A 22,147-nucleotide genomic window follows, 5' to 3' on the forward strand; every position below is an offset into this window, starting at 1 on the left:
GCTTTTCCGGGCGTCAGCCGCCAAGTTCGCTGAAACCTGTGAGGAAGTGTGGCCCGATGAAACGTTCCGGCAATTCGAACTCGTCGCGATACTCCACATCCACCAGGTACAGGCCGAACGGGTGCGCCGTGACCCCACCCGTACGGCGGACGCGGCTTTCCAGCACTTCCCTGGCCCACTCCACCGGGCGCTCGCCGGTGCCGATGGTCATCAGCACCCCGGCAATGTTTCGAACCATATGGTGCAGGAACGCACCCGCACGGATATCCAACACGATCATCTTGCCGTGACGGGTCACGCGCAGGTGATGGACTTCCTTGATCGGCGACTTGGCCTGGCACTGGCCGGCACGGAATGCGCTGAAATCATGCACGCCGACCAGATGCTGCGCAGCCTCGGCCATGCGCTCGGCGTCGAGCGGGCGGTGGTTCCAGGTGATTTCTTCGTTGAGGTGCGCCGGACGGATCTGGTCGTTGTAGATCACATAGCGATAACGCCGGGCGATGGCCTTGAAGCGCGCATGAAAGTGCGCAGGCATGACCTTGGCCCAGCTGACGCTGACGTCGTGGGGCAAATTGATATTAGCACCCATCACCCAGGCCTTCATGGACCGCTCAGCCTGGGTGTCGAAGTGCACCACCTGGCCACAGGCGTGCACGCCTGCATCGGTACGCCCGGCGCACATCAGCGACACTGGCGAATCAGCGACTTTCGACAGAGCTTTCTCCAGGGTTTCCTGCACCGTCAGTACGCCGGACGCCTGACGCTGCCAGCCGCGATAGCGCGAGCCTTTGTATTCCACGCCCAGGGCGATGCGGTAAAAGCCTGCGGCCGCCATTTCGGCGGCCGCGTTATCTATATTTGCCAAGAACTGAGAGCCTGATGAGTTGCGCAAAGGCGGCCATTATGCCGATTTGTGTGAGTGCCCACAAAAGCAAAACGGCGACCCGAAGGTCGCCGCTGCATTGACGTATGGCGGTCAGGCCAACCGGCCGAGCATTTCCTTGGCCTCGCCGCGCTGAGTTTCGTCGCCTTCGGTCAGCACTTCGCTGAGGATGTCCCGCGCACCGTCCGCATCGCCCATGTCGATATAAGCCTGGGCCAGGTCAAGCTTGGTGGCCACCTCGTCCGTGCCGGAAAGGAAGTCGAATTCCGGCTCATCGTCGCCCTTCGCAGCATCTTCTGCGGTGAAGGAAGGCTCGATGGACGGATGCTCCAGGCTCTGGGACAAACGGTCCAGCTCGGCGTTGACATCATCCAGTTCGGATGCAAAAGCGTCAGGCTTGGCGGCAGCTTCCGGCTCATCGGCCAAGGACAGGTCGAAATCTTCCGGCAGGTCGAAGTCATCCAGTGCCGCAGGGGTCAGAGTGGGCGGCTCGACGGCCGGCACATCCTTCATCTGCTCTTCCAAGCCGGAGAGGAAGTCGTCATCCGATTGCGCCGACGCCGGAGCATCCAGTTGCAGGTCCAGGTCGAAGTCCGACAGGTCATCTGGAGCAGCCTGAGCTTCGGTTTGCTGTTGCAGCAGCGATTCGAAGGTCTGCTGATCGTCCTTGAGCTCGGCAGGGGAGGCTTCCTCCAGCTCGTCCAGGCTCAGGTCGAAATCGGTGTCGAAGGCATCGGGCTCCGCAGGGGCGGGTTTGTCCTCCAGCAAATCCTTGACGTATTGGGCATCCAGGGCCGCCGCAGCCACCGCGGCGCTAACGCCTGCCGCCAGCACGGCCATGGCCGGGAAGCGGCTCTTGAGCTGTTCGACCTGGGCATGGTTGTCACCATTGGCCACCAGTTGACGCTCCTGGGTCACGAAACCGTCCTTGTCGTTTTGCAGGCCGTAGACTTCCATCAGTTTCAAACGCAGGTCGCTGCGCTTGGGTTCCTGTTTGATCGCCTGTTCCAGCACGTCGGCAGCCTGGTTCAGGTGGCCACGATCGACAAGCGACTGGGCTTGGGCCAGCGCATCGCTGGAGTTCGCCGGGGCCACGGCAACCGCCAGAGGCGCCAACACAGAAGCGACGGTCGGCACGGCAACTGCTGGTTCAACCACTGGCGCTGGCGCTGGAGCGGCCGCCAGCTTGACGTTTGGCGGCGGCACTTCCAGGCCTTCGAAGCTGTCTGGCGGCAAGTCCTGGTCGATATTCGAGGTGAACACCGGTTCTTCAGCCAGCGCGCGCGCCATGCGCAGGTGCTTTTCTTCTTCGCGGCGCGCATTGCGATGGCGCGCCCACAACAGCAGGAGCAGCAACACCAGCAGGCCAGCGGCACCACCGATCACGCCAAGCACAATCGGATTGGTCAGCAGGTCGTTGAATTTACCTTCGGCGCTGGCAGGCGCTGCATCCGCCTTGATCGGCTCAGAGACTGGCGCGGCGGGTGCAGGGGTAGCGGCGGCGTCGGGCACTGTCGGAGCAGCAGCCGGCTCACCCGCCAACTGCGCAGGCATTGCCGCCGTGGCCGGAGCTGTCGGGGCGCCCTTCTCAGCCTGCAGACGCGCGAGCTGATCGTTTTTCAGTTGAATCAGTTTCTGCAGTTTATCCAACTGGCTTTGCAGGTCTGCCGCGCGGCTCTTCAACTCTTCGTTGTCGCGACGGGTGGTGTCCAGTTGCTCCTGGGTCATCGCCAGTTTGTCGCTCAACCCCGCACTATCGCCCGTCTTGCCCTTGGCGCCCTTCTTGGCCGCTTCGGCAGAAACCAGGCTCAGGTTGTCCTTGGTGTTAGTACTCGCCGGGGCATTGCCGGCCTGGCTGCGTTTGGTCGCGTCCAGTTGCTGCTTGCCCGCCGTCGGGTTGGTGGCGGCGCGTCGGCCTTGGCGCCAGGCGGCATTCTGCGCGCTGACTTCGGCGATCGCCTGGGGTTGCGGCAGCGCGGTGCTTTGTACGGGATCTGGCAGGCGCAGGACCTGGCCGGTCTTCAAACGGTTGATGTTGCCGTCGATAAACGCGTCAGGATTCAGCGCCTGAATCGCCAGCATGGTCTGCTGTACCGAGCCGCCGTTACGGTTCTTCGCGGCAATTTCCCACAAGGTGTCGCGGGAGGTGGTGGTGTGCTGTGCCGACTTGCTTGCGACGGGCGCGCTGCTGGCCGGCGCCGCCAGGCGCGGAGCAGGCGCGGCGGTCGTCGGAGCAGGCTGGTCGAATTTGGCCGGGTCGAGCAACACGCTGTAGTCGCGCATCAAACGGCCATTGGGCCATTGCACTTGCAGCAGGAAACGTACGTAGGAATCGGGCAACGGCTTGCTGGAGGTGACACGCACCACGCTGCGTCCGCTGGGGTTGATCACCGGGGTAAACGTCAGGTCTTCGAGGAACGCCTGGCGGTCAACGCCTGCATCCACAAAGGCTTGGGAGGACGCCAGGCTCGGCGTGATCTCGGAAGCGGTGAGGCCACCGACGTCGAGCAATTCGATCTCCACCGCCAACGGCTGGTTCAACTTCGACTTGAGGGTCATCTCCCCCAGCTGCAGCGCCTGCGCCATACCGGAGGACAGCGCCGAGGCGGCCGCTATTGCTAACACCAGTTTGCGAACTTGAACCATAGCCTCATCCTTTGTTTGAACACTCCCCGGCCTGCGAGAAGGTTGGTAACCGCTGCCATAAGGCATGGCGAGCCGATAGGTCACCGACGCGCAACTTTTCCTGCCTGGGGCCAAGCATAGCGCTTGGTTAGAATCAATCTACAAATTGCCGCCAAGTATCTTTTACGCAAGGCCTTTTATCAACAACTGCGCCAGCTGTACGGCGTTCAGTGCGGCGCCCTTGCGTACGTTATCTGACGTCAGCCACAGATTTAGTTCCGCCGGGTCATCCACACCTGCGCGAACCCGTCCTACATAGACCACGTCCTGGCCGACCGCGTCGCCCACCGCTGTTGGGTAGTCACCCTCTTCAACCCGCTCTATTCCCGGCGCGGCGTCGAGCAGGCGATTCACGGCGGCGAGGTCGACCGGGGCGCCCAGTTGCAGGGACACTGTCAGGCTATCGCCAAAAAACACCGGGGCTTGAACGCAGGTTGCGGAAATCTTTAGCAATGGAGTTTCCAGCACTGCACGCAATTCGTGTATCAGCCTTTTCTCCAGATCGGTATGGCCTTGGTCGTCCGGTTGGCCGACTTGTGCCAGTAGATTGAAAGCAACCTGCCGATCAAACAGTTTCGGCTCCAGCGGGCGCATATTCAGCAACTCAGCAGTTTGCCGGGCCAATTCGCTGACGGCTTCACGCCCCTGGGACGACATCGCCAAGTTGGCGGTAACGCTCACGCGCTGGATATCCAACAGACTGCGCAAGGGTGCCAGCACTACCGCCAAATGGGTCGCCGACGGACTCGGGCTGCTGAGCCGGAAGGGTTTTTCCAGGCCATCGAGCACATGGGCATTGGCTTCCGGCACCACGCGCGGTGCCTGTTCGGCCGACAACGCGCCGGACAAGTCGATCACCGAGCAGCCCGCCGTCGTCGCACGCGGCGCGAAACTCAAGGTCACCGCCGGCCCCGCTGCAAAAAACGCGAGCTGTACCTTGCTGAAGTCGAACTCATCGACCTCCCTCACCCGCACGTTCTTGCCACGAAACGGCACCGACGCGCCGGCGGAATTACTGCCCGCCAGCAGATGCAGGGTACCCACCGGGAAGTTCAACTCTTCGAGGATCTGCACCAGGGTCTCGCCAACGGTGCCGGTAGCGCCGATCACGGCGATTTCAAAGGTCTGGGTCATGGGGGCTGCCTCGGGCATTGCGGGGGGAGCGGCACTTTACCGGGTGGCTGGGGGTGAGGCCAATAAAAAACCCGCGCCTGTCTCCAGAGCGCGGGTTTCTTCATTGCTTCAAGCGATCAACGCTCCAGCAGGATCCGCAGCATGCGGCGCAGCGGTTCGGCCGCGCCCCACAGCAGTTGGTCGCCTACGGTGAACGCACCGAGGAACTGGCTGCCCATGTTCAACTTGCGCAGGCGGCCCACCGGTACATTCAGGGTGCCGGTGACCTTGGTCGGGCTCAGCTCCTGCATGCTGATGTCACGGTTGTTCGGCACCAGCTTGACCCACGGGTTGTGCTGGCTGATCAAGGCTTCGATATCACTGATCGGCACGTCTTTGTTCAGCTTGATGGTCAGCGCCTGGCTGTGGCAGCGCATCGCGCCGATACGCACGCAGATGCCGTCCACCGGGATCGGGCTCTTGAAGCGGCCGAGAATCTTGTTGGTCTCGGCCTGGGCCTTCCACTCTTCACGGCTCTGGCCGTTCGGCAGCTCTTTGTCGATCCACGGGATCAGGCTACCGGCCAATGGCACGCCGAAGTTTTCGGTCGGGTAGGCCTCGCTGCGCATGGCTTCGGCCACACGGCGGTCGATGTCGAGAATCGCGCTGGCCGGGTCGGCCAGTTGATCGGCGACAGCGGCGTGGGTCGCGCCCATCTGTTTGATCAGCTCACGCATGTTCTGCGCGCCGGCACCGGAGGCTGCCTGATAGGTCATGGCGCTCATCCACTCGACCAGGCCAGCTTCGAACAAGCCGCCCAGGCCCATCAGCATCAGGCTGACGGTGCAGTTGCCGCCGACGTAGTTCTTGGTGCCCGCGTCCAGTTGCTGGTCGATGACCTTGCGGTTCACCGGGTCGAGGATGATCACGGCATCGTCCTGCATACGCAGGCTCGACGCAGCGTCGATCCAGTAACCCTGCCAGCCGGCTTCGCGCAGCTTGGGGAAGACTTCGCTGGTGTAGTCGCCACCCTGACAGGTCAGAATCACGTCGAGGGTTTTCAGCTCTTCAATGTTGTAGGCGTCCTTGAGCGGGGCAATATCCTTGCCCACAGACGGCCCTTGGCCACCCACATTCGAAGTGGTGAAAAACACCGGCTCAATAAGATCGAAATCCTGCTCTTCCAGCATCCGCTGCATGAGCACGGAACCGACCATACCGCGCCAACCGATCAGACCTACACGTTTCATCGCAACTACACCTTGTTAAAAAGTGGGCCGCCTGCAGCAAACTTCTGCAAGGGGGCCCGAGAGATTACAGATTCCGCAGCGCGGCGACTACTGCGTCGCCCATTTCTTGCGTACCGACCTTGGTGCAACCCTGCGACCAGATGTCGCCGGTGCGCAAGCCCTGGTCCAGCACTAGGCTTACGGCCTTTTCGATCGCATCGGCCGCTTCGCTCAGGTTGAAGCTGTAACGCAGCATCATCGAGACCGACAGAATGGTCGCCAGCGGGTTGGCAATGCCCTGGCCCGCGATGTCCGGCGCCGAACCGTGGCAAGGCTCGTACATGCCCTTGTTGTTGGTGTCCAGGGACGCCGACGGCAGCATGCCGATGGAACCGGTGAGCATCGACGCCTGGTCGGACAGGATGTCGCCGAACAGGTTGTCGGTGACGATCACGTCGAACTGCTTGGGTGCACGCACCAACTGCATGGCGGCGTTGTCGACGTACATGTGGCTCAGTTCAACGTCCGGGTAGTCCTTGGCCACTTCTTCGACGATTTCGCGCCACAACTGGCTGGAGGCCAGGACGTTGGCCTTGTCCACCGAGCAGACCTTCTTGCCACGCACGCGGGCCATGTCGAAGCCGACACGGGCAATACGGCGGATTTCGCTCTCGCTGTACGGCAGGGTGTCGTAGGCCTGACGCTCGCCATTTTCCAGCTCACGCACGCCACGTGGCGAGCCGAAGTAGATACCACCGGTCAGCTCGCGCACGATGAGGATATCCAGACCCGCCACAACTTCCGGCTTGAGGCTCGACGCATCGGCCAGTTGCGGGTAGAGGATGGCCGGACGCAGGTTGCCGAACAGGCCCAGTTGCGCGCGGATTTTCAGCAGGCCGCGCTCAGGGCGGATGTCACGTTCGATCTTGTCCCATTTCGGGCCACCCACGGCGCCGAGCAGTACGGCGTCGGCCGCGCGGGCACGGTCCAGGGTTTCATCGGCCAGGGGCACGCCGTGCTTGTCGATGGCGGCGCCGCCGATCACGTCGTGGCTCAGCTCGAAGCCCAGGCTGTACTTGCTGTTGGCGAGTTCCAGGACCTTGACCGCTTCGGCCATGATTTCCGGACCAATACCGTCGCCAGGGAGAATCAGAATCTGCTTGCTCATGCGTTCCTCATTTCATCAAGCGACCCGCCCATGGGCAGGTCGGGAAAAATCAATCAGCGTTCAGCAAAGACCACCAGCACGTCGGTGCTGAAGGTGCCGTCGGCCTGAATTTCGTAATAATCGCGCACTTCCTGGCCCATCGCCTGTTGCAGCTCAAGGATGGCAGCGCGCAGTACTTCTGGCGTGCGCATGCGCTCGACCCACGAGGTGTATTCCAGGCGCAGACGCTGGCGACTGCTGGAGCGAACATGCAGGCCGGACTCGCTGAGCTGCTGCATCCATTCGGCGGCGGAATAGTCGCGCACGTGGCTGGTGTCGCGCAGCACTTCGACGGTTTGCAGGTAAGTGTCCAACAGCGGGCTGCCCGGTGACAAGACGTCGACGAACGCCGCCACACCGCCCGGTTTGAGTACGCGGCGCACTTCACGCAGCGCCAGGCCGAGGTCGCTCCAGTGATGGGCCGAGTAACGGCTGAAAACGAAGTCGAACTCGCCATCGGCGAACGGCAGGCGTTCGGCGGCGCCGTGGACGGTGCGGATGTTGCCCAGACCTCGGTCTGCAGCAGCGGCAGCGACCACGTCGAGCATCTGCTGGGACAGGTCGTAGGCCACCACTTCTTTTACCAGAGGTGCTACGTGGAAGCTGACATGACCGGCCCCGCAGCCCAAATCCAGCAGTCGCGCAGCGCCCTGCCCGGCCAGTTCGGCCTGGAGCAGCGCGAATTCGGTGCCTTGGGCGTGCACGGCACTGCTCAGGTAGGCGGAAGCTTGCTCGCCGAATTGTTTTTGCACGACTTGGGTGTGGGCGGTGGTGGTCATGGAAAGCTCCTCAAGGGTGGTGCTTTTGTAGGAGCGAGCTTGCTCGCGAAGGTCGTCAACGATGACGCTCGAATCCTGAATGAACGCGGCGCTCTTGAATTTTTCGCGAGCAAGCTCGCTCCTACAGGGTTTACGCGTCGCGAAACAACCAGGGCTGGCTAGCCCGGTGCTTGGCTTCAAACGCGGCAATCGCATCACCGTCCTGCAAGGTCAGGCCGATGTCGTCCAGGCCGTTGATCAGGCAGTGCTTACGGAACGCATCCACTTCAAAGTGATACACCTTGCCGTCCGGACGGGTCACGGTTTGCGCGGCCAGGTCGACGGTCAACTGGTAGCCCTCTTCGGCTTCCACCTGCTTGAACAACTCGTCGACTTCTGCGTCGGTCAAGATGATCGGCAACAGGCCGTTCTTGAAGCTGTTGTTGAAGAAGATGTCGGCGTAGCTCGGCGCGATGATGCTGCGAAAGCCATATTCTTCCAGGGCCCACGGCGCGTGTTCACGGCTGGAGCCGCAACCGAAGTTCTCACGGGCCAGCAGTACGCTGGCGCCTTGGTAACGGTCGGCGTTGAGCACGAAGTCCTTGTTCAGCGGGCGCTTGGAGTTGTCCTGGTAGGCGTAGCCCACGTCAAGGTAGCGCCACTCGTCGAACAGGTTCGGGCCGAAACCGGTGCGCTTGATCGACTTCAAGAACTGCTTGGGGATGATCTGGTCGGTGTCGACGTTGGCGCGATCCAAAGGGGCGACAAGGCCGGTGTGTTGAGTAAAAGCACGCATCGGGTATTCCTCAGATCAATTCGCGAACGTCGATGAAACGACCGTTGACGGCCGCCGCAGCGGCCATGGCCGGGCTGACCAGGTGGGTACGCCCACCGGCGCCCTGACGCCCTTCGAAGTTACGGTTGGAGGTGGACGCGCAATGCTCGCCCGACTCCAAACGGTCCGGGTTCATCGCCAGGCACATCGAGCAGCCTGGCTCACGCCATTCAAAACCGGCTTCGAGGAAGATCTTGTCGAGGCCTTCGGCTTCGGCTTGCGCTTTGACCAAGCCCGAACCCGGCACCACGATGGCTTGCTTGATGGTCGACGCCACTTTGCGGCCTTTGGCGATCACGGCCGCGGCGCGCAGGTCTTCGATCCGCGAGTTGGTGCAGGAGCCGATGAACACGCGGTCCAACTGGATATCGGTGATCGCCTGGTTGGCCTGCAAACCCATGTACTTCAAGGCGCGCTCGATGGAACCACGCTTGACCAGGTCGGCCTCTTTGGCCGGGTCCGGAACGTTCTGGTCAACGGCCAGGACCATTTCCGGCGACGTGCCCCAGCTGACTTGCGGCTTGATCTGGGCAGCGTCGAGTTCGACCACAGTGTCGAACACCGCATCAGCATCGGAGACCAGGTCTTTCCAGGCTTCAACGGCGGCGTCCCAATCAGCACCTGCAGGTGCAAATGGACGACCTTTAACGTATTCAACGGTCTTTTCGTCCGCCGCCACCATGCCCACACGGGCACCGGCTTCGATGGACATATTGCAGATGGTCATGCGGCCTTCGATGGACAGGTCGCGAATGGCGCTGCCGGCGAACTCGATGGCATGGCCGTTACCGCCGGCGGTGCCGATCTTGCCGATCACGGCGAGGACGATGTCTTTAGCGGTCACACCGAACGGCAATTTGCCGTCAACGCGAACCAGCATGTTCTTCATTTTCTTGGCGACCAGGCACTGGGTGGCGAACACATGTTCCACCTCGGACGTGCCGATGCCATGGGCCAAGGCGCCAAAGGCACCGTGGGTAGAGGTGTGCGAGTCACCGCAGACCACGGTCATGCCCGGCAAGGTCGCGCCCTGCTCCGGGCCGATCACGTGCACGATGCCTTGACGTACGTCATTCATCTTGAATTCGGTAATGCCATATTCGTCGCAGTAGTCGTCGAGGGTCTGTACCTGCAAACGCGACACCTGGTCGGCAATGGCTTCGATGCCGCCCTTGCGCTCAGGGGTGGTCGGCACGTTGTGGTCAGGTGTGGCGATGATGGAGTCGACGCGCCAAGGCTTGCGCCCGGCCAGACGCAGGCCTTCGAACGCTTGGGGCGAGGTCACTTCATGGATGATGTGACGGTCGATATAGATCAGCGACGAGCCATCGTCGCGCCGTTTCACTTCATGGGAATCCCAAAGCTTGTCGTAAAGCGTTTTGCCGGCCATCAGTCGGTCCTCATCATCGGTGCTTCTATACGCCGGGTTTTTTCAATAACCCTTTGGCTTGTGAGGCTGATGGTATGGCGCTACATTAAATAACTCAAATTCATATTTTTTATGCTTTGGATTACCAACTGGAATACCACAATGGACTTGGCCAACCTCAACGCCTTTATTGCCATCGCCGAGACCGGCAGCTTCTCCGGCGCCGGTGAACGCCTGCACCTGACGCAACCAGCCATCAGCAAGCGCATTGCCGGCCTGGAGCAACAATTGAAGGTGCGCCTGTTCGATCGTCTGGGCCGTGAAGTCGGCTTGACCGAGGCCGGGCGGGCCTTGCTGCCACGGGCTTATCAGATTCTCAACGTGCTGGACGACACGCGTCGCGCCCTGACCAACCTGACCGGTGAAGTCAGCGGCCGCCTGACCCTGGCCACCAGCCACCACATCGGCCTGCATCGCTTGCCGCCGGTGCTGCGCACTTTTACCCGGGAATACCCGAATGTGGCGCTGGATATTCAGTTCCTCGATTCGGAAGTGGCCTACGAAGAAATCCTCCATGGCCGCGCCGAAGTGGCGGTGATCACGCTGGCGCCCGATCCTCACCACCTGGTGCGCGCCACCCCAGTCTGGAACGACCCGCTGGATTTCGTGGTGGCGCCGGAGCACAGCCTGATCAGCAACGGACGCATCAGCCTGGCCGATATTGCCGGCCACCCCGCCGTTTTCCCGGGTGGCAACACCTTTACCCACCATATTGTCAGCCGGTTGTTCGAGGCCCAGGGCCTCACGCCGAACATCGCGATGAGCACTAACTATTTGGAAACGATCAAGATGATGGTGTCGATCGGCCTGGCCTGGAGCGTGTTGCCGCGCACCATGCTCGATGATCAGGTGGCAAGTATCGCTTTGCCGGGCATACAGCTCAGTCGCCAGCTAGGCTATATCGTGCACACCGAAAGGACGCTGTCGAACGCTGCGCGGGCTTTCATGAGCCTATTGGATGCACAGGTCGATCTGCCAGGGATACCGGCATGAAGCTGTGCGGCCTCCAGGCCTGAATAAAGCCGCGCCGAACGCCCATTGAGCCAAGGCCCCTTGATAATGCGCAACCCCGTCGATTCCGTGCCACCCCTGCCCCGCATCTACGCCCTTGACCCTCAAGCGGCGGAACAAAGCTGGGACAGCGCCCCGCAATTGCTGGCAGCGCTCAATGCTGCCCGGCTGGGAGCATGGTGCTGGGAAATCGACACCGGGCGCATCAGTTGGTCGCGGGGCACTCAGGCGTTGTTCGGCTTTGATCCGCGCCAGCCACTGCCCAAGGACCTGGACTACCTCGACCTGCTGGCCCCCGAAGACAGTGCCCGTGTGGTGCGGGCGTTCCATGCGGTGCTGGCGGGCGAGCCGTTCGAACAGGCCATGCATCACCGTATCCAATGGCCGGATGGCAGCCTTCATTGGCTGGAAATCAACGGCAGCCTGGCGCCGGACAAGACCGGGCGGCGCCGCATGATCGGGGTGATCCGCGAGATCACCCACCAGCGCGATCGCGAAACAGCCCTCAGCCACTCCGAAAAACGCTTCGCCACGTTGTTCCACCTGTGCCCGAACATGGTCCTGCTGACCCGCCAGGCCGACGGCCTGATCAGCGAAGCCAACCAATACTTCGAAATGCTGTTCGGCTGGCCGCTCGCCGACGCCATCGGCCGCACCACCCTGGACCTCGGCCTGTGGCGTCACCCGGAGCAACGCGAGCAGTTGGTCAAAGCCACCCAACGCAAGGGCGAGCCGATCACCATGGAGGTGCAGTTTTGCGCCAGCAACGGCCAGATCCACGACGGCACCCTCAGCGCGCAAAAGGTCGAGCTGGAGGGCGAGGCCTACCTGATCAGCACGTTTCTGGACACCACCGAGCGCAAAAACGCCGAGCAAGCCCTCAAGGACAGCCAGGAACGCCTCGACCTGGCCCTGGACTCGGCGCAACTGGGCACCTGGGACTGGCACATCCCCACCGGCATGCTCTATGGCTCGGCCCGCGCCGCCCAATTGCACGGCCTGCCGCCGGAACCCTTCCATGAGTCGTTCGATGCGTTCTTCGAAGGCATGCCCGATGACGAGCGCGAGAGCATGCGCAACGCCTACCGCACTCTGCGTGAGGGCCCGGCCGGCAACTACCAACTGACTTACCGCGTCCCCATGGAGGACGGCAGCTCACGCTACCTCGAAAGCCGCGCACGCCTTTACCGCGATGAACACGGCGCGCCGTTGCGCATGGCCGGCACCTTGCTCGACATCACCGACCAGGTCGAACGCGAACAACGCCTGACAGCCTCCGAAGAAAAATTCGCCAGCCTCTTTCAAGCCAGCCCCGACCCGATCTGCGTCACCGGCCTGGACAGCGGTGCGTTTATCGAGATCAACCCCGCGTTTACCCAGACTTTTGGCTGGACGGCCGCCGAGGTAATCGACAAGAGTGCCGAGCAGATTGGCCTGTGGGACGAATCCAGCAAGCGCCTGCAACGGATCGAACGGGTGATCCGCGAGCAGGCGCTGAGCAATGTGGCGATCGTGGTGCATCACAAGAATGGTCAAGCACTGACCTGCGTGATTTCCAGCCGGCTGATCAAAGTGGGCGATCAGCCATGTATCGTCACCACCTTGCGCGACATCACTCAGCAACAACGCTCGGAAGCCGCGCTCAAGGCCAGCGAAGAGAAATTCGCCAAGGCCTTCCATTCCAGCCCTGACGCGATTTCCATCACCGAGCGCGACACTGGCCGCTATGTGGAGGTCAACGACGGCTTCTGCCGCCTGACCGGTTATCGCGCCGAGGAAGCCATCGGCCTGACCCTTTACCAGATCGGCATCTGGGCCGACGAGAACCAACGCGCCGCGCTGCTGGCCGAATTGCAGATCAAGGGCCGCATCCATCACCTGGAAATGCTCTGGCACAACAAACGCGGCGAGTTGCTGGCGGTGGAAGTCTCGGTAGAGCCCATCACCCTGAATGAAACTCCGTGCCTGCTGCTGACCGCGCGGGACGTGAGCCTGTTGAAAAACGCCCAGGCGCAGATCCGCCACCTGGCCTACCACGACCCGCTGACCAACCTGCCCAACCGCGCCCTGTTGATGGACCGCCTGAGCCAGCAGATCGCCCTGCTCAAGCGGCATAACCTGCGCGGCGCGCTGTTGTTCCTCGACCTCGACCACTTCAAGCACATCAACGATTCCCTCGGCCATCCGGTGGGCGACACGGTGCTGAAGATCGTCACCGCACGCCTTGAAGCCAGCGTGCGCATGGAAGACACCGTGGCGCGCTTGGGTGGCGATGAGTTTGTGGTGCTGCTCAGCGGCCTGGATGGCACGCGCACGGAAGTCAGCCGCCAGGTCCAGGAACTGGCCGACACCTTGCGTGAACTGCTTTCGGAGCCGATGTTCCTGGACGGCCATCGCCTGCAGGTCACGCCGAGCATTGGCGTGGCGTTGATTCCCGATCACGGCTCGACGCCGGCGGACTTGCTCAAGCGCGCCGATATCGCCCTGTACCGCGCCAAGGATTCCGGGCGCAACACCACGCAGATGTTCCACAACAGCATGCAAAAAACCGCCAGCGAACGCCTGCGCATGGAGACCGACCTGCGCCTGGCCCTGTCGCGTGGCGAGTTCAGCGTGCATTACCAACCGCAGGTGGACGCGCGTGGTAACCGGATCGTCGGCGCCGAGGCCCTGGTGCGCTGGCAGCATCCGCAACTGGGTGCGCAATCGCCCTCCGAATTCATCAAGGTGCTGGAGGACAGCGGCCTGATTCTTGAAGTCGGCACGTGGATCCTGGACGAGGCCTGCGCGGCCTTCCAACAGCTGATTGCGGAAGGTTTGGTCGACCCGCTGAATTTCAGCCTGTGCGTGAACATCAGCCCCCGGCAGTTCCGCCAAAACGACTTCGTGGAAAGGGTGGAGCGCAGCCTCAAGCAGCACGAATTGCCGTTCAGCCTGTTGAAACTGGAAATCACCGAAGGCATCGTGATCCAGAACCTGGACGACACCATCAGCAAAATGCGTCGCCTGAAAAAACTCGGCGTGAGCTTTGCGATGGATGACTTCGGCACCGGCTATTCATCGCTCACCTACCTCAAGCGCCTGCCGGTGGATGCGCTGAAGATTGACCAGTCCTTTGTGCGCGATGCGACCCATGACCCCAACGACGCCGAGATCATCCGCGCCATTGTCGCCATGGCCCGTAGCCTGAACCTGGAGGTGATTGCCGAAGGCGTGGAAACCCAGGACCAACTCGCGTTCCTGCAGGGCCTGGGCTGCCATTTGTACCAAGGGTATTTGCACAGCCGGCCACTGCCCATGATCGGATTCAGGGAGCGCCTGCTCGGGGGAGACAGTCGAGGTTAAACCAGTTTCAAGGCGTGACCGCCCTGTTGCATCCAGCGCGAGCCTGGCAACTCGCGTTTGACCCCATATTCATCCATGACACCCTCTACCACGACCACCGAATGCCTAAAGTTCGCCAAGGTGCCTGGCACACCTGATGCCAGTTCCTGCACGCTGCTGGGGCGGGTAAAGGCGTACAAACCGAGGCGGCGTAACGCATCGCCAGGAACCTCACCGTCGTTCAGCGTTTTCAGGGCGGCGTCAAAACCGGCGCCCGCGCGGAACTCGTGATTCTCCAGTTGAGCACGCTTGGCGCTCGCCGCGTAAAGGAAGACAGCATCGTCAACCAGGCCTTTATCCTCGCCATGGAAGTTGGCAGCCGCCCGTGCCATTTCCAGCTCGGCACGGGTAAGCCGAACCGTGCAAGAGTCGCGCATGGTGATGGTGAAACCTTCTGGCGATTCCGTGACACGCTTAAATATTCCAAGAGGGTTTTGCCCGTACCTCATCATCGCAGCCTTGATCGCCGACACGGTGACGCAATTACCCTCCACGCCCTGATAGAAACCGCTCCAAATATTGTCGGGCTTGACGCCGACAGGTGCAGCCGGGAACTGCGCAGGCCTACCGCTGTGGGCGGCAGGTAAGTCCGCAGCAAGCTGGTAGCCATAATCCTTGCTGACTGTCGCTTGCCCACCGTTATCATCCTTGATGCCATCCGCGACTAACGCACCCGAATAGTTAAAGGTGCTGATGACGCCGACGCTTCCTGGTTCACGCAACTTGTCTGGGGACGCAACGCGTAAGAAACCCGTCAGCCCCATACCTTTCAAAACAACGTAGGTGTGCTCCCCACGCAAGGTGCTCGATAATGCTGCATCAAACTCAACCTCGCGCTCAACTTGCTTGCGCTTGGCAAAGGCGGCCAGCATGAAATTGGCGTCGGCGACCACTTGCGCGTCAGGACCGGTAAAGCGCGAGGCTTCACACGTGCGCTGCAGCTCCTGCTTTGACAGCCTCACTTCAAACCCATCTTTCATGGTGATGCTGTATCCGCCCGTCGTGGCCTCGACTTTTTCAAACATGTCGGAGGGCGAGCGACCAAACCGCAGCATCATCATCTTGATGACGGCGGCATGGCTGCTCAAGTCGAATACTTCACCGAAGTTTCGCGCGGTCGCCGCGACCCCCCGCAACACCTCAGCAATGTGGCGGCGGACTCTTTTATTGGAAGAGACTACCTCGGCGAGAACTGTCGGCGGCTCGGGGGCAGGCGCAATGTGGGGCTTTGGCACACTGTCGCTCACCAATGTGTACATATAGCTTCGATCGGGAGAACGCTCCCGACCAAATTGATGCGCCTTGCCAGCGTGAATCAGCGATGACCCCGCATCATAGCTCTCCGCAACCCCCGCCCGCCCTTCGGCAACACCTGTTGCAGTGGGCACGAACCGGAGATGGCCGGACAAACCCATGCCTTTGAGCATGTTGTAGGTCGTCTCACCCTGCAACGATTGGATCAACACGGCCTCGAAACTTGGCGGGGCAGCCGCATTGCCACTACCCAGTTGTTTGCGCTTCATGAACGCAGCCAAAGCAAAATGGGCACTGCCCAATACATCATTTTCATTGCCGGCAAAACGTGACGCAGCCGCCGCCTGTTTCAACTCATGCCTGGAAAGATGCAATTGATAGCCATCTTTCATGGTCACGTCATAACCTTCGCTGCTAGCCTTTACATCGTTGAATAAATCGGTAGGACGCGGGCCAAACGTGAGCATCATCAACTTGATGACTGCGCTGTGCGAGCTTGCGTTGAAATGCTCGCCGAAACGCCGCTCCGGCACGTCAAATGCCGGGGTGCGAGCGGTTTCCAAGTTGTTCGATAACGGCGCTGCCACGGAATTTGAGCGCGCGAAAGATCCAGTTGCAAACGTACTCATATCGTTCACTCTGTTATTGAAAAGTTGGACTAGTTTGTTAGAAACGTCTGATCAAACTTTGCGGTCAATCAAAGCAATGGCGTCCCCACCTGTGGGCCGGCCACTTTTGCGCCCATAGAGTTCCTCACTCCCGTCCACGACAGCCACGGAGTGCCCGCGCCGGTTGACCATGCCAATCAAAGATTTGTCAGCGACGAAGTCACGCACCGATACGCGCTTCATATGATCCTTTAGCCCCAAACGTTTGAAGCCCTCCCCCGGCCCCCACTCATCCTCACCATCGTTGAGGCTTCTTATGGCGGCTTCAAAACTTCGACCTGCCCACCCGTCGTTATTCTCGTTCTGCGCCCGCTTGGCAGAACATGCAAACAGGAAGTGCGCATCCTTGAGCATTCCAGGATCATTCAACCCGACAAAGTTTGAACCGCGAATAGCACTCTCCAACTCTGCTTTGCTGAGTTTTACAGTCACGTCATCACGCATCACGACTTTAAATCCATCGGCAGTTTTTTCGACAGACTTGTAAATATCCTTAGGGTTCTGGCCAAACTTTTGCATCGCCGCCTTTATCGCAGAGATCGTTACGCAGTTACCGTTCTTACCCTGACGAAAGCCGCTGAAGATATTATTGGGCTTTGAGCCTTTATGTTTATTGGAAAGCTCGGGAATGGGTTCGCTTTGTTTATCGGTGGCTTTCTTATCTGGCGTGGGTTGCATAGGTAGCGGCGGTACAGGTACATCATTATTTTTCGGTTCCACCGGACGCACGTCACCACGCAGGAGGCCTTGCAACTGGGTGAAAAACTGTTTGAACAGTTCTCCCAACATATTGAGTAAGGCGGAAGTGTCCGCGTTATTCCTGAAACTATCGGACTTCACTTCCGAGCGAGGAACAGGTGTTGCAGTCCGAATATTTTCTTCTCGTGCAGAATCAAGCGATGCACGAAATGAAAGTTTTGGTGCCTGGTAAGTTTCAATAGTTGGCGGTGCGACACAGTTATGGCTTGTCGATAACATGGCTTAAGTCTCATTGAATGGCCCCCTGGCCGGCACGACCAAGGAGCCAGCGTTTATGTTTAACGCATCAAGATAACGGGCTCAAAAACGTGCGCGGGGGCTGGCTCTGTCAGCTCGATGGTTGTCAAAACGCGTTTGGGAGTGGCTACTGAAATCATCAACCAAGTCATCAGGTGCGGGGCTAGTAACGTCTGGAGTGGGTGGGGTGACCGGCGGTTGTGGCGATGGTTGCTTATCAAGTGCCGGCGTCATTGGCGGTTGTGGCGACGGCTGCTTATCAAGTGCCGGCGTCACTGGCGGTTGTGGCGACGGCTGCTTATCAAGTGCCGGCGTCACTGGCGGCTGTGGCGATGGCTGCTTATCAAGCCCAGGCGTCACTGGCGGTTGTGGCGGTTGTGGCGCAACTTTCTCATCTGTATGCGGGCAATGACAGTTCTGGACCTGCACCGTCACGTTAATATCGGACGACAGCTTGTGCTTGTAATCCATAGGGCTGAGAGAAAGCCTTGCCGGCTGGGCATCGAGTTTGCCGTCATGCGAAGTAGTCACCTGGGTACGGCCATCGGGCATGACTTTAACCGCCGGGCCCGGATTCACGAGTGCCTTGGTATCCGCTTCGGGAGCAACCGGAACGACCTTCTCATCAGTGCCTGGCAGCACGGTCGTCTTGGTATCCGTCCCCGGCGCGAATTTGTGTTCCGCCTTCAAGTCCGGAACGGTCTTGGTATCGAGACCAGGCTTCACTTGGGGCTGGGCACCACGTTCACCGGGCTGGCGGGGGAACACCCCCATTCCAGCGAGCATGCTGCGCATCGCCTTGATCGCGAACTCAAACATGGCAAACAATCTTTCCAGGGACTCCTTATTCATCGGCACACTGTTTTCGTTTGGTGCCGGACTACTGCCCTTAAGAAACTTATTCATACTGTCCATAGACGGAGACAATTCGAGCGACTTATCAGCTTGCAAGGACGGCTGATTAAGCTGTGCATAATTTGTATTCATTGGCGTGAACTGCTTAGTCGCGATATTAGACATTTTTTATTCCTGAAACTGCGCCACCCTCCGCACTGGCAGGAGAGGGACAATCATTGACGTTAAGTGTGGAACAACGGCGAGTTCAAAAAACTCGTAAGATTCGTGGGCCGTAACGGAGATGAGTTCCGAACAATCGAGGCTTATATAAGGAAACCAAATGACCACCAGAGACTTTTTCCTATGGACCCCCATAGGAAAATCCAGGCTGTACGCGCCTCACACCCGCCAAGAGTGGAAACGTAAAGAAACACCCCATGAACAAAGCAACTTAAAGAAAACAACAAAGCTATATAAAAAACACAAAGCATGTTAATCAGCGCGCACGCAAGCACCTAAGCTTCTCCAAGAACATTAAAAAATTAAAAATTAGTATCAACCGAGGCAAACATTCATACGCACTTGCATATATCTCGCAACAACACAAATAAAACACCCAAAACAAATAAACACATCAGGCTGGCCCAAGCAGTGCGTGGTGACGCCAAACGCATTTTTCAGACAAAAAAAAGGCACCTTTCGGCGCCCCTTACAGCAACAGGTGAAACACTTATATATGTAAACCTAATCTTGCAGTGCAGCCGACTGTTCACGCTGTGCGGGCATGCCCAGCAAACGCCCGACCTGCTCCAGATCGGTTTCCCTACGCATCAGCGTAAACAACTCCACCGCCTCCGGATAATTGCGGGTGAGCATCGCCAGCCATTGCTTCAAACGCCCCGGCGCCTGACGCTCGGTCAATTGCGCTACCGATTGGGTCCAGAAATCCTGAAGCATGGGCTGCATGTCTGCCCAGGTCATCTCGACGACTTCCTCGCCCGCCCGCGCGGCAGCGATCTGCCGCGCCAGGTCCGGACGCGCGACCAGACCACGGCCCAGCATGATGTCTTCAGCGCCACTGACTTCGCGACAACGCTTCCAGTCTTCGACGCTCCAGATATCACCATTGGCGAACACCGGTACCTTGACCACGTCTTGCACGCGCGGAATCCACTCCCAATGAGCAGGCGGCTTGTAGCCATCGGCCTTAGTGCGCGCATGCACCACGATATGTGCCGCGCCACCTTCGGCCAGGGCCGTGGCGCAGACCAGGGCGCCGTCCGGGCTGTCGAAACCCAGGCGCATCTTGGCAGTGACTGGAATGTGGGCAGGCACCGCGCGGCGCACGTGCTCGACGATCTGGTTGAGCAGCTCGGGCTCTTTGAGCAGCACCGCGCCGCCACGGGACTTGTTGACGGTCTTGGCCGGGCAGCCGAAGTTCAGGTCGATGACCTGCGAGCCCAGCTCACACGCCAAGGCGGCGTTTTCCGCCAGGCAGACCGGGTCGGAGCCCAGCAATTGCACACGCAGCGGCACGCCGGCAGCGGTGTGAGCACCGTGCAGCAGTTCCGGGGCGAGCTTATGGAAATACGCGGGGGTAAGCAGGCGGTCGTTGACGCGGATGAACTCGGTCACGCACCAGTCAATACCGCCGACACGGGTGAGAACGTCCCGCAGGATGTTGTCGACCAACCCCTCCATGGGCGCCAAAGCAATTTGCATGGAAAACACTCAACAAAAATCGTGGCGCAGTTTACTGGGTTTCCTACAGCAACCGTTAACCCCCTGTCAGGGCGGGGCCATAACCGTCGAGAAACTCAGCGGGCATGCGCTTGGGCTTGCCGGTGGAGAGTTCGATGCAGACAAAGGTGGTTTGCGCACGCAGCAGGGTCGCACCATCACGCGGGCGAAACAGCTGGAAGCGCCGGGTCATCTTCAGGCGCTGGTCCCAGTCGACGATCCAAGTGGCCAGTTGCAACTCGTCGCCTTCGTAGCCGGCGGCCAGGTAGTCGATCTCATGGCGCACCACCGCCATGGCGCGGTCCAGGCGGCGATACTCGGTAAGGTCCAGCCCCAGGCGCTGGGAGTGTCGCCAGGCACAGCGCTCCAGCCAGGACACATACACCGCGTTGTTGGCGTGCCCCAGGCCGTCGATGTCTTCAGGGGCCACCTCCAGATCGATGATAAACGGCGTTGCCAAATCCCAGCCCATGCCTTGCTCCCGGTCGATTAACTTATCCGGGGCAGTGTATCAGGCCGTTTGCCGCGCCTGTAGACGACGGCCGGCGAGCAACGCCAGTACAGCATCGATTACGCGAGGGTCGGCCAGCACTTTCTGATGACCGCCCTGCTCCAGGCGCAGCAGGCGGCTGTCGAACCAGGCTTCGTGAATCGCCTGAGAGGCTTTGACCGGGACGAACGTATCATCTTCGGCGTGCACGATCAGGCCAGGGATATTCATCTGGTAGTGGGCTACATCCAAATGCTTGAGCGGCATGCCAAAGGTCTGCTCAACCTCCTGGATGAACGCCGAACGCGCCCGCGCCGGCAAACCAACCATCTTGGTGAAGCCCCGCAGCACATCCAGAAAGCGTGACGGTGCGGCAATACTCACCAACGCCTCGGTGCGCAAACCCAGCTGCACCGCCAGCATCGCACTGGCGCCGCCCATGGAATGACCGATCACCGCATGCAGCGGCGGCAACTCGGCAGCGGCTTCGAGCATGGCACGGGCGAACAGCAGCACATGGGCTTCACGCCCTGGCGAACGGCCATGGGCGGGACCGTCCAGCGCAATCACTGAGTAACCGTTGTCGACCAATGCCGTGATCAGGCTGGCGAACTGAGTAGGTCGCCCTTCCCAACCGTGCATCAGCAACACAGCCGGCCCTTGGCCCCAGCGCAAGGCGGACAAACCGAAACGCAAGGTGATGCGCTCCGAGTGCGCCAGCAGCGGCAGTTCCCAGTCACGCGGCGGCAGGTCGCGGGGGGTCATGAAGGCGCGGCGCATCTTGTTGGCCACCGTGTGCGGTGCCAGGTGCCCCAGGGTGCCGTTGAAGCGACGAATCCAGGTTAACGTGCCCATCATGACAGCCCTCTTCTAGCGCACGGCCGACTTGGCGGCGCGCAGCACACGGTCAGACAACTCACCCGGCCCCAAGGCGCGGGCCAAGGCCAGGCCACCGATCATCAGCGCCATGTCGGCCAGGGCTTTGTCGGTGTCTTCAGGGCTGGCGGCGAGTTGCGCGGCCATCAGCTCGCAATGCTCGTTCAGCGCTTGGCGGAATTCATCCGGCAGGCGGCTCATCTCGCCAACAGTCGCCGGGATCGGGCAGGCCTGGGCGGTTGAGTCACGGTGCTTGCGTGACAGATAGAACGCCGCCACCAGGCTTCTGCGCTCCTCGCCGGTCAACTGTGAGTCCATGTCATCGATCGACGCACGACGCTTGGCCAGCAACTGAGTGAAGGCCTCCAGCATCAGTGCGTCCTTGCTTTCGAAGTGCGCGTAGAAACCACCGACGGTCAGCCCCGCCGCCCCCATGACTTCACCCACACTCGGTTCCGCCGGGCCGCGCTGGATCAACGCGGCGCTGGCGGCTTGCAGAATGCGTTCGCGGGTTTGCGCTTTTTTATCGCTCATCATTGCCTCCGATGTTCATGGGTTGAATATTATTACCATAATAATATTTCGCAAGCCACAGGCATGACCGCTGGTCAGAAGAGAAGAATGGGATGGAGGAAAGGTTTGGCCAAACGCCAGACAAACAAAAGGGCCATTCAATAATTGAATGACCCTTAAAAATCCCGCAGAGCGGGTAATCGTGGCGTCCCCTAGGGGACTCGAACCCCTGTTAC

17 protein-coding genes are annotated in these 22,147 nt (G+C 60.3%); 2 read left to right on the forward strand and 15 right to left on the reverse strand.

Annotated features, from left to right (window positions below; genetic code table 11):
* Window positions 1-13 precede the first annotated feature (13 nt).
* The 8 genes from truA to leuC form a co-directional block, all read right to left on the reverse strand.
* The gene (gene truA / locus CI807_RS27050) at window positions 14-838 is read right to left on the reverse strand and encodes a tRNA pseudouridine(38-40) synthase TruA (protein ID WP_020372639.1); all 825 of its coding nucleotides are present in this window, start codon (window positions 836-838) and stop codon (window positions 14-16) included.
* 141 nt (window positions 839-979) lie between these two features.
* Window positions 980-3,532 carry a FimV/HubP family polar landmark protein gene (locus CI807_RS27055; protein ID WP_095016945.1) on the reverse strand — a complete coding sequence of 851 codons (2,553 nt, stop codon included), beginning with the start codon at window positions 3,530-3,532 and terminating at the stop codon, window positions 980-982.
* Window positions 3,533-3,694: 162 nt separating this feature from the next.
* Window positions 3,695-4,705, reverse strand: a complete 1,011-nt coding sequence (locus CI807_RS27060; protein WP_095016946.1) for an aspartate-semialdehyde dehydrogenase — start codon at window positions 4,703-4,705, stop codon at window positions 3,695-3,697.
* 116 nt (window positions 4,706-4,821) lie between these two features.
* Window positions 4,822-5,934, reverse strand: a complete 1,113-nt coding sequence (gene asd / locus CI807_RS27065; RefSeq protein WP_095016947.1) for an aspartate-semialdehyde dehydrogenase — start codon at window positions 5,932-5,934, stop codon at window positions 4,822-4,824.
* A gap of 64 nt (window positions 5,935-5,998) precedes the next feature.
* A complete protein-coding gene (gene leuB, locus CI807_RS27070; RefSeq protein WP_021491199.1) occupies window positions 5,999-7,081 on the reverse strand; it encodes a 3-isopropylmalate dehydrogenase in 1,083 nt (360 codons plus the stop codon).
* Window positions 7,082-7,134: 53 nt separating this feature from the next.
* A complete protein-coding gene (locus tag CI807_RS27075; protein ID WP_095016948.1) occupies window positions 7,135-7,899 on the reverse strand; it encodes a class I SAM-dependent methyltransferase in 765 nt (254 codons plus the stop codon).
* 130 nt (window positions 7,900-8,029) lie between these two features.
* Window positions 8,030-8,674, reverse strand: coding sequence for a 3-isopropylmalate dehydratase small subunit (gene leuD, locus CI807_RS27080; protein WP_016976624.1), 645 nt, complete (start codon window positions 8,672-8,674; stop codon window positions 8,030-8,032).
* Between the two features lie 10 nt (window positions 8,675-8,684).
* Window positions 8,685-10,103 carry a 3-isopropylmalate dehydratase large subunit gene (gene leuC / locus CI807_RS27085; RefSeq protein ID WP_095016949.1) on the reverse strand — a complete coding sequence of 473 codons (1,419 nt, stop codon included), beginning with the start codon at window positions 10,101-10,103 and terminating at the stop codon, window positions 8,685-8,687.
* A 141-nt stretch (window positions 10,104-10,244) separates the two neighbouring features.
* Between leuC and CI807_RS27090 the strand changes: the two genes are divergently transcribed.
* Both CI807_RS27090 and CI807_RS27095 read left to right on the forward strand, forming a co-directional pair.
* Window positions 10,245-11,135: a LysR family transcriptional regulator gene (locus CI807_RS27090; protein WP_095016950.1), complete on the forward strand. Its 891-nt coding sequence runs from the start codon at window positions 10,245-10,247 to the stop codon at window positions 11,133-11,135.
* A 66-nt stretch (window positions 11,136-11,201) separates the two neighbouring features.
* The gene (locus CI807_RS27095) at window positions 11,202-14,498 is read left to right on the forward strand and encodes an EAL domain-containing protein (RefSeq protein ID WP_095016951.1); all 3,297 of its coding nucleotides are present in this window, start codon (window positions 11,202-11,204) and stop codon (window positions 14,496-14,498) included.
* Here the strand turns inward: CI807_RS27095 and CI807_RS27100 are convergent.
* The 7 genes from CI807_RS27100 to CI807_RS27135 all read right to left on the reverse strand — a co-directional run bounded on the left by CI807_RS27100 (window position 14,495) and on the right by CI807_RS27135 (window position 21,932).
* Window positions 14,495-16,420: a hypothetical protein gene (locus tag CI807_RS27100; protein WP_095016952.1), complete on the reverse strand. Its 1,926-nt coding sequence runs from the start codon at window positions 16,418-16,420 to the stop codon at window positions 14,495-14,497. The two genes, CI807_RS27095 and CI807_RS27100, sit on opposite strands and share 4 nt — an antisense overlap.
* A 51-nt stretch (window positions 16,421-16,471) precedes the next feature.
* A complete protein-coding gene (locus CI807_RS27105) occupies window positions 16,472-17,437 on the reverse strand; it encodes a hypothetical protein (protein WP_256578633.1) in 966 nt (321 codons plus the stop codon).
* 81 nt (window positions 17,438-17,518) lie between these two features.
* A complete protein-coding gene (locus CI807_RS27110) occupies window positions 17,519-18,475 on the reverse strand; it encodes a hypothetical protein (RefSeq protein ID WP_095016954.1) in 957 nt (318 codons plus the stop codon).
* A 561-nt stretch (window positions 18,476-19,036) separates the two neighbouring features.
* Window positions 19,037-20,014, reverse strand: coding sequence for a tRNA-dihydrouridine synthase (locus CI807_RS27120; protein WP_095016956.1), 978 nt, complete (start codon window positions 20,012-20,014; stop codon window positions 19,037-19,039).
* 55 nt (window positions 20,015-20,069) lie between these two features.
* Entirely contained in the window at window positions 20,070-20,504 is a 435-nt protein-coding gene (locus CI807_RS27125; RefSeq protein ID WP_095016957.1) for a thioesterase family protein, read from the reverse strand.
* A 39-nt stretch (window positions 20,505-20,543) separates the two neighbouring features.
* A complete protein-coding gene (locus CI807_RS27130; RefSeq protein ID WP_095017631.1) occupies window positions 20,544-21,377 on the reverse strand; it encodes an alpha/beta hydrolase in 834 nt (277 codons plus the stop codon).
* A gap of 15 nt (window positions 21,378-21,392) precedes the next feature.
* Window positions 21,393-21,932, reverse strand: coding sequence for a TetR/AcrR family transcriptional regulator (locus CI807_RS27135; protein ID WP_058426896.1), 540 nt, complete (start codon window positions 21,930-21,932; stop codon window positions 21,393-21,395).
* Window positions 21,933-22,147: the final 215 nt, after the last annotated feature.

It is taken from the genome of Pseudomonas sp. NS1(2017), from assembly GCF_002269425.1.
GTDB lineage: Bacteria > Pseudomonadota > Gammaproteobacteria > Pseudomonadales > Pseudomonadaceae > Aquipseudomonas > Aquipseudomonas reactans.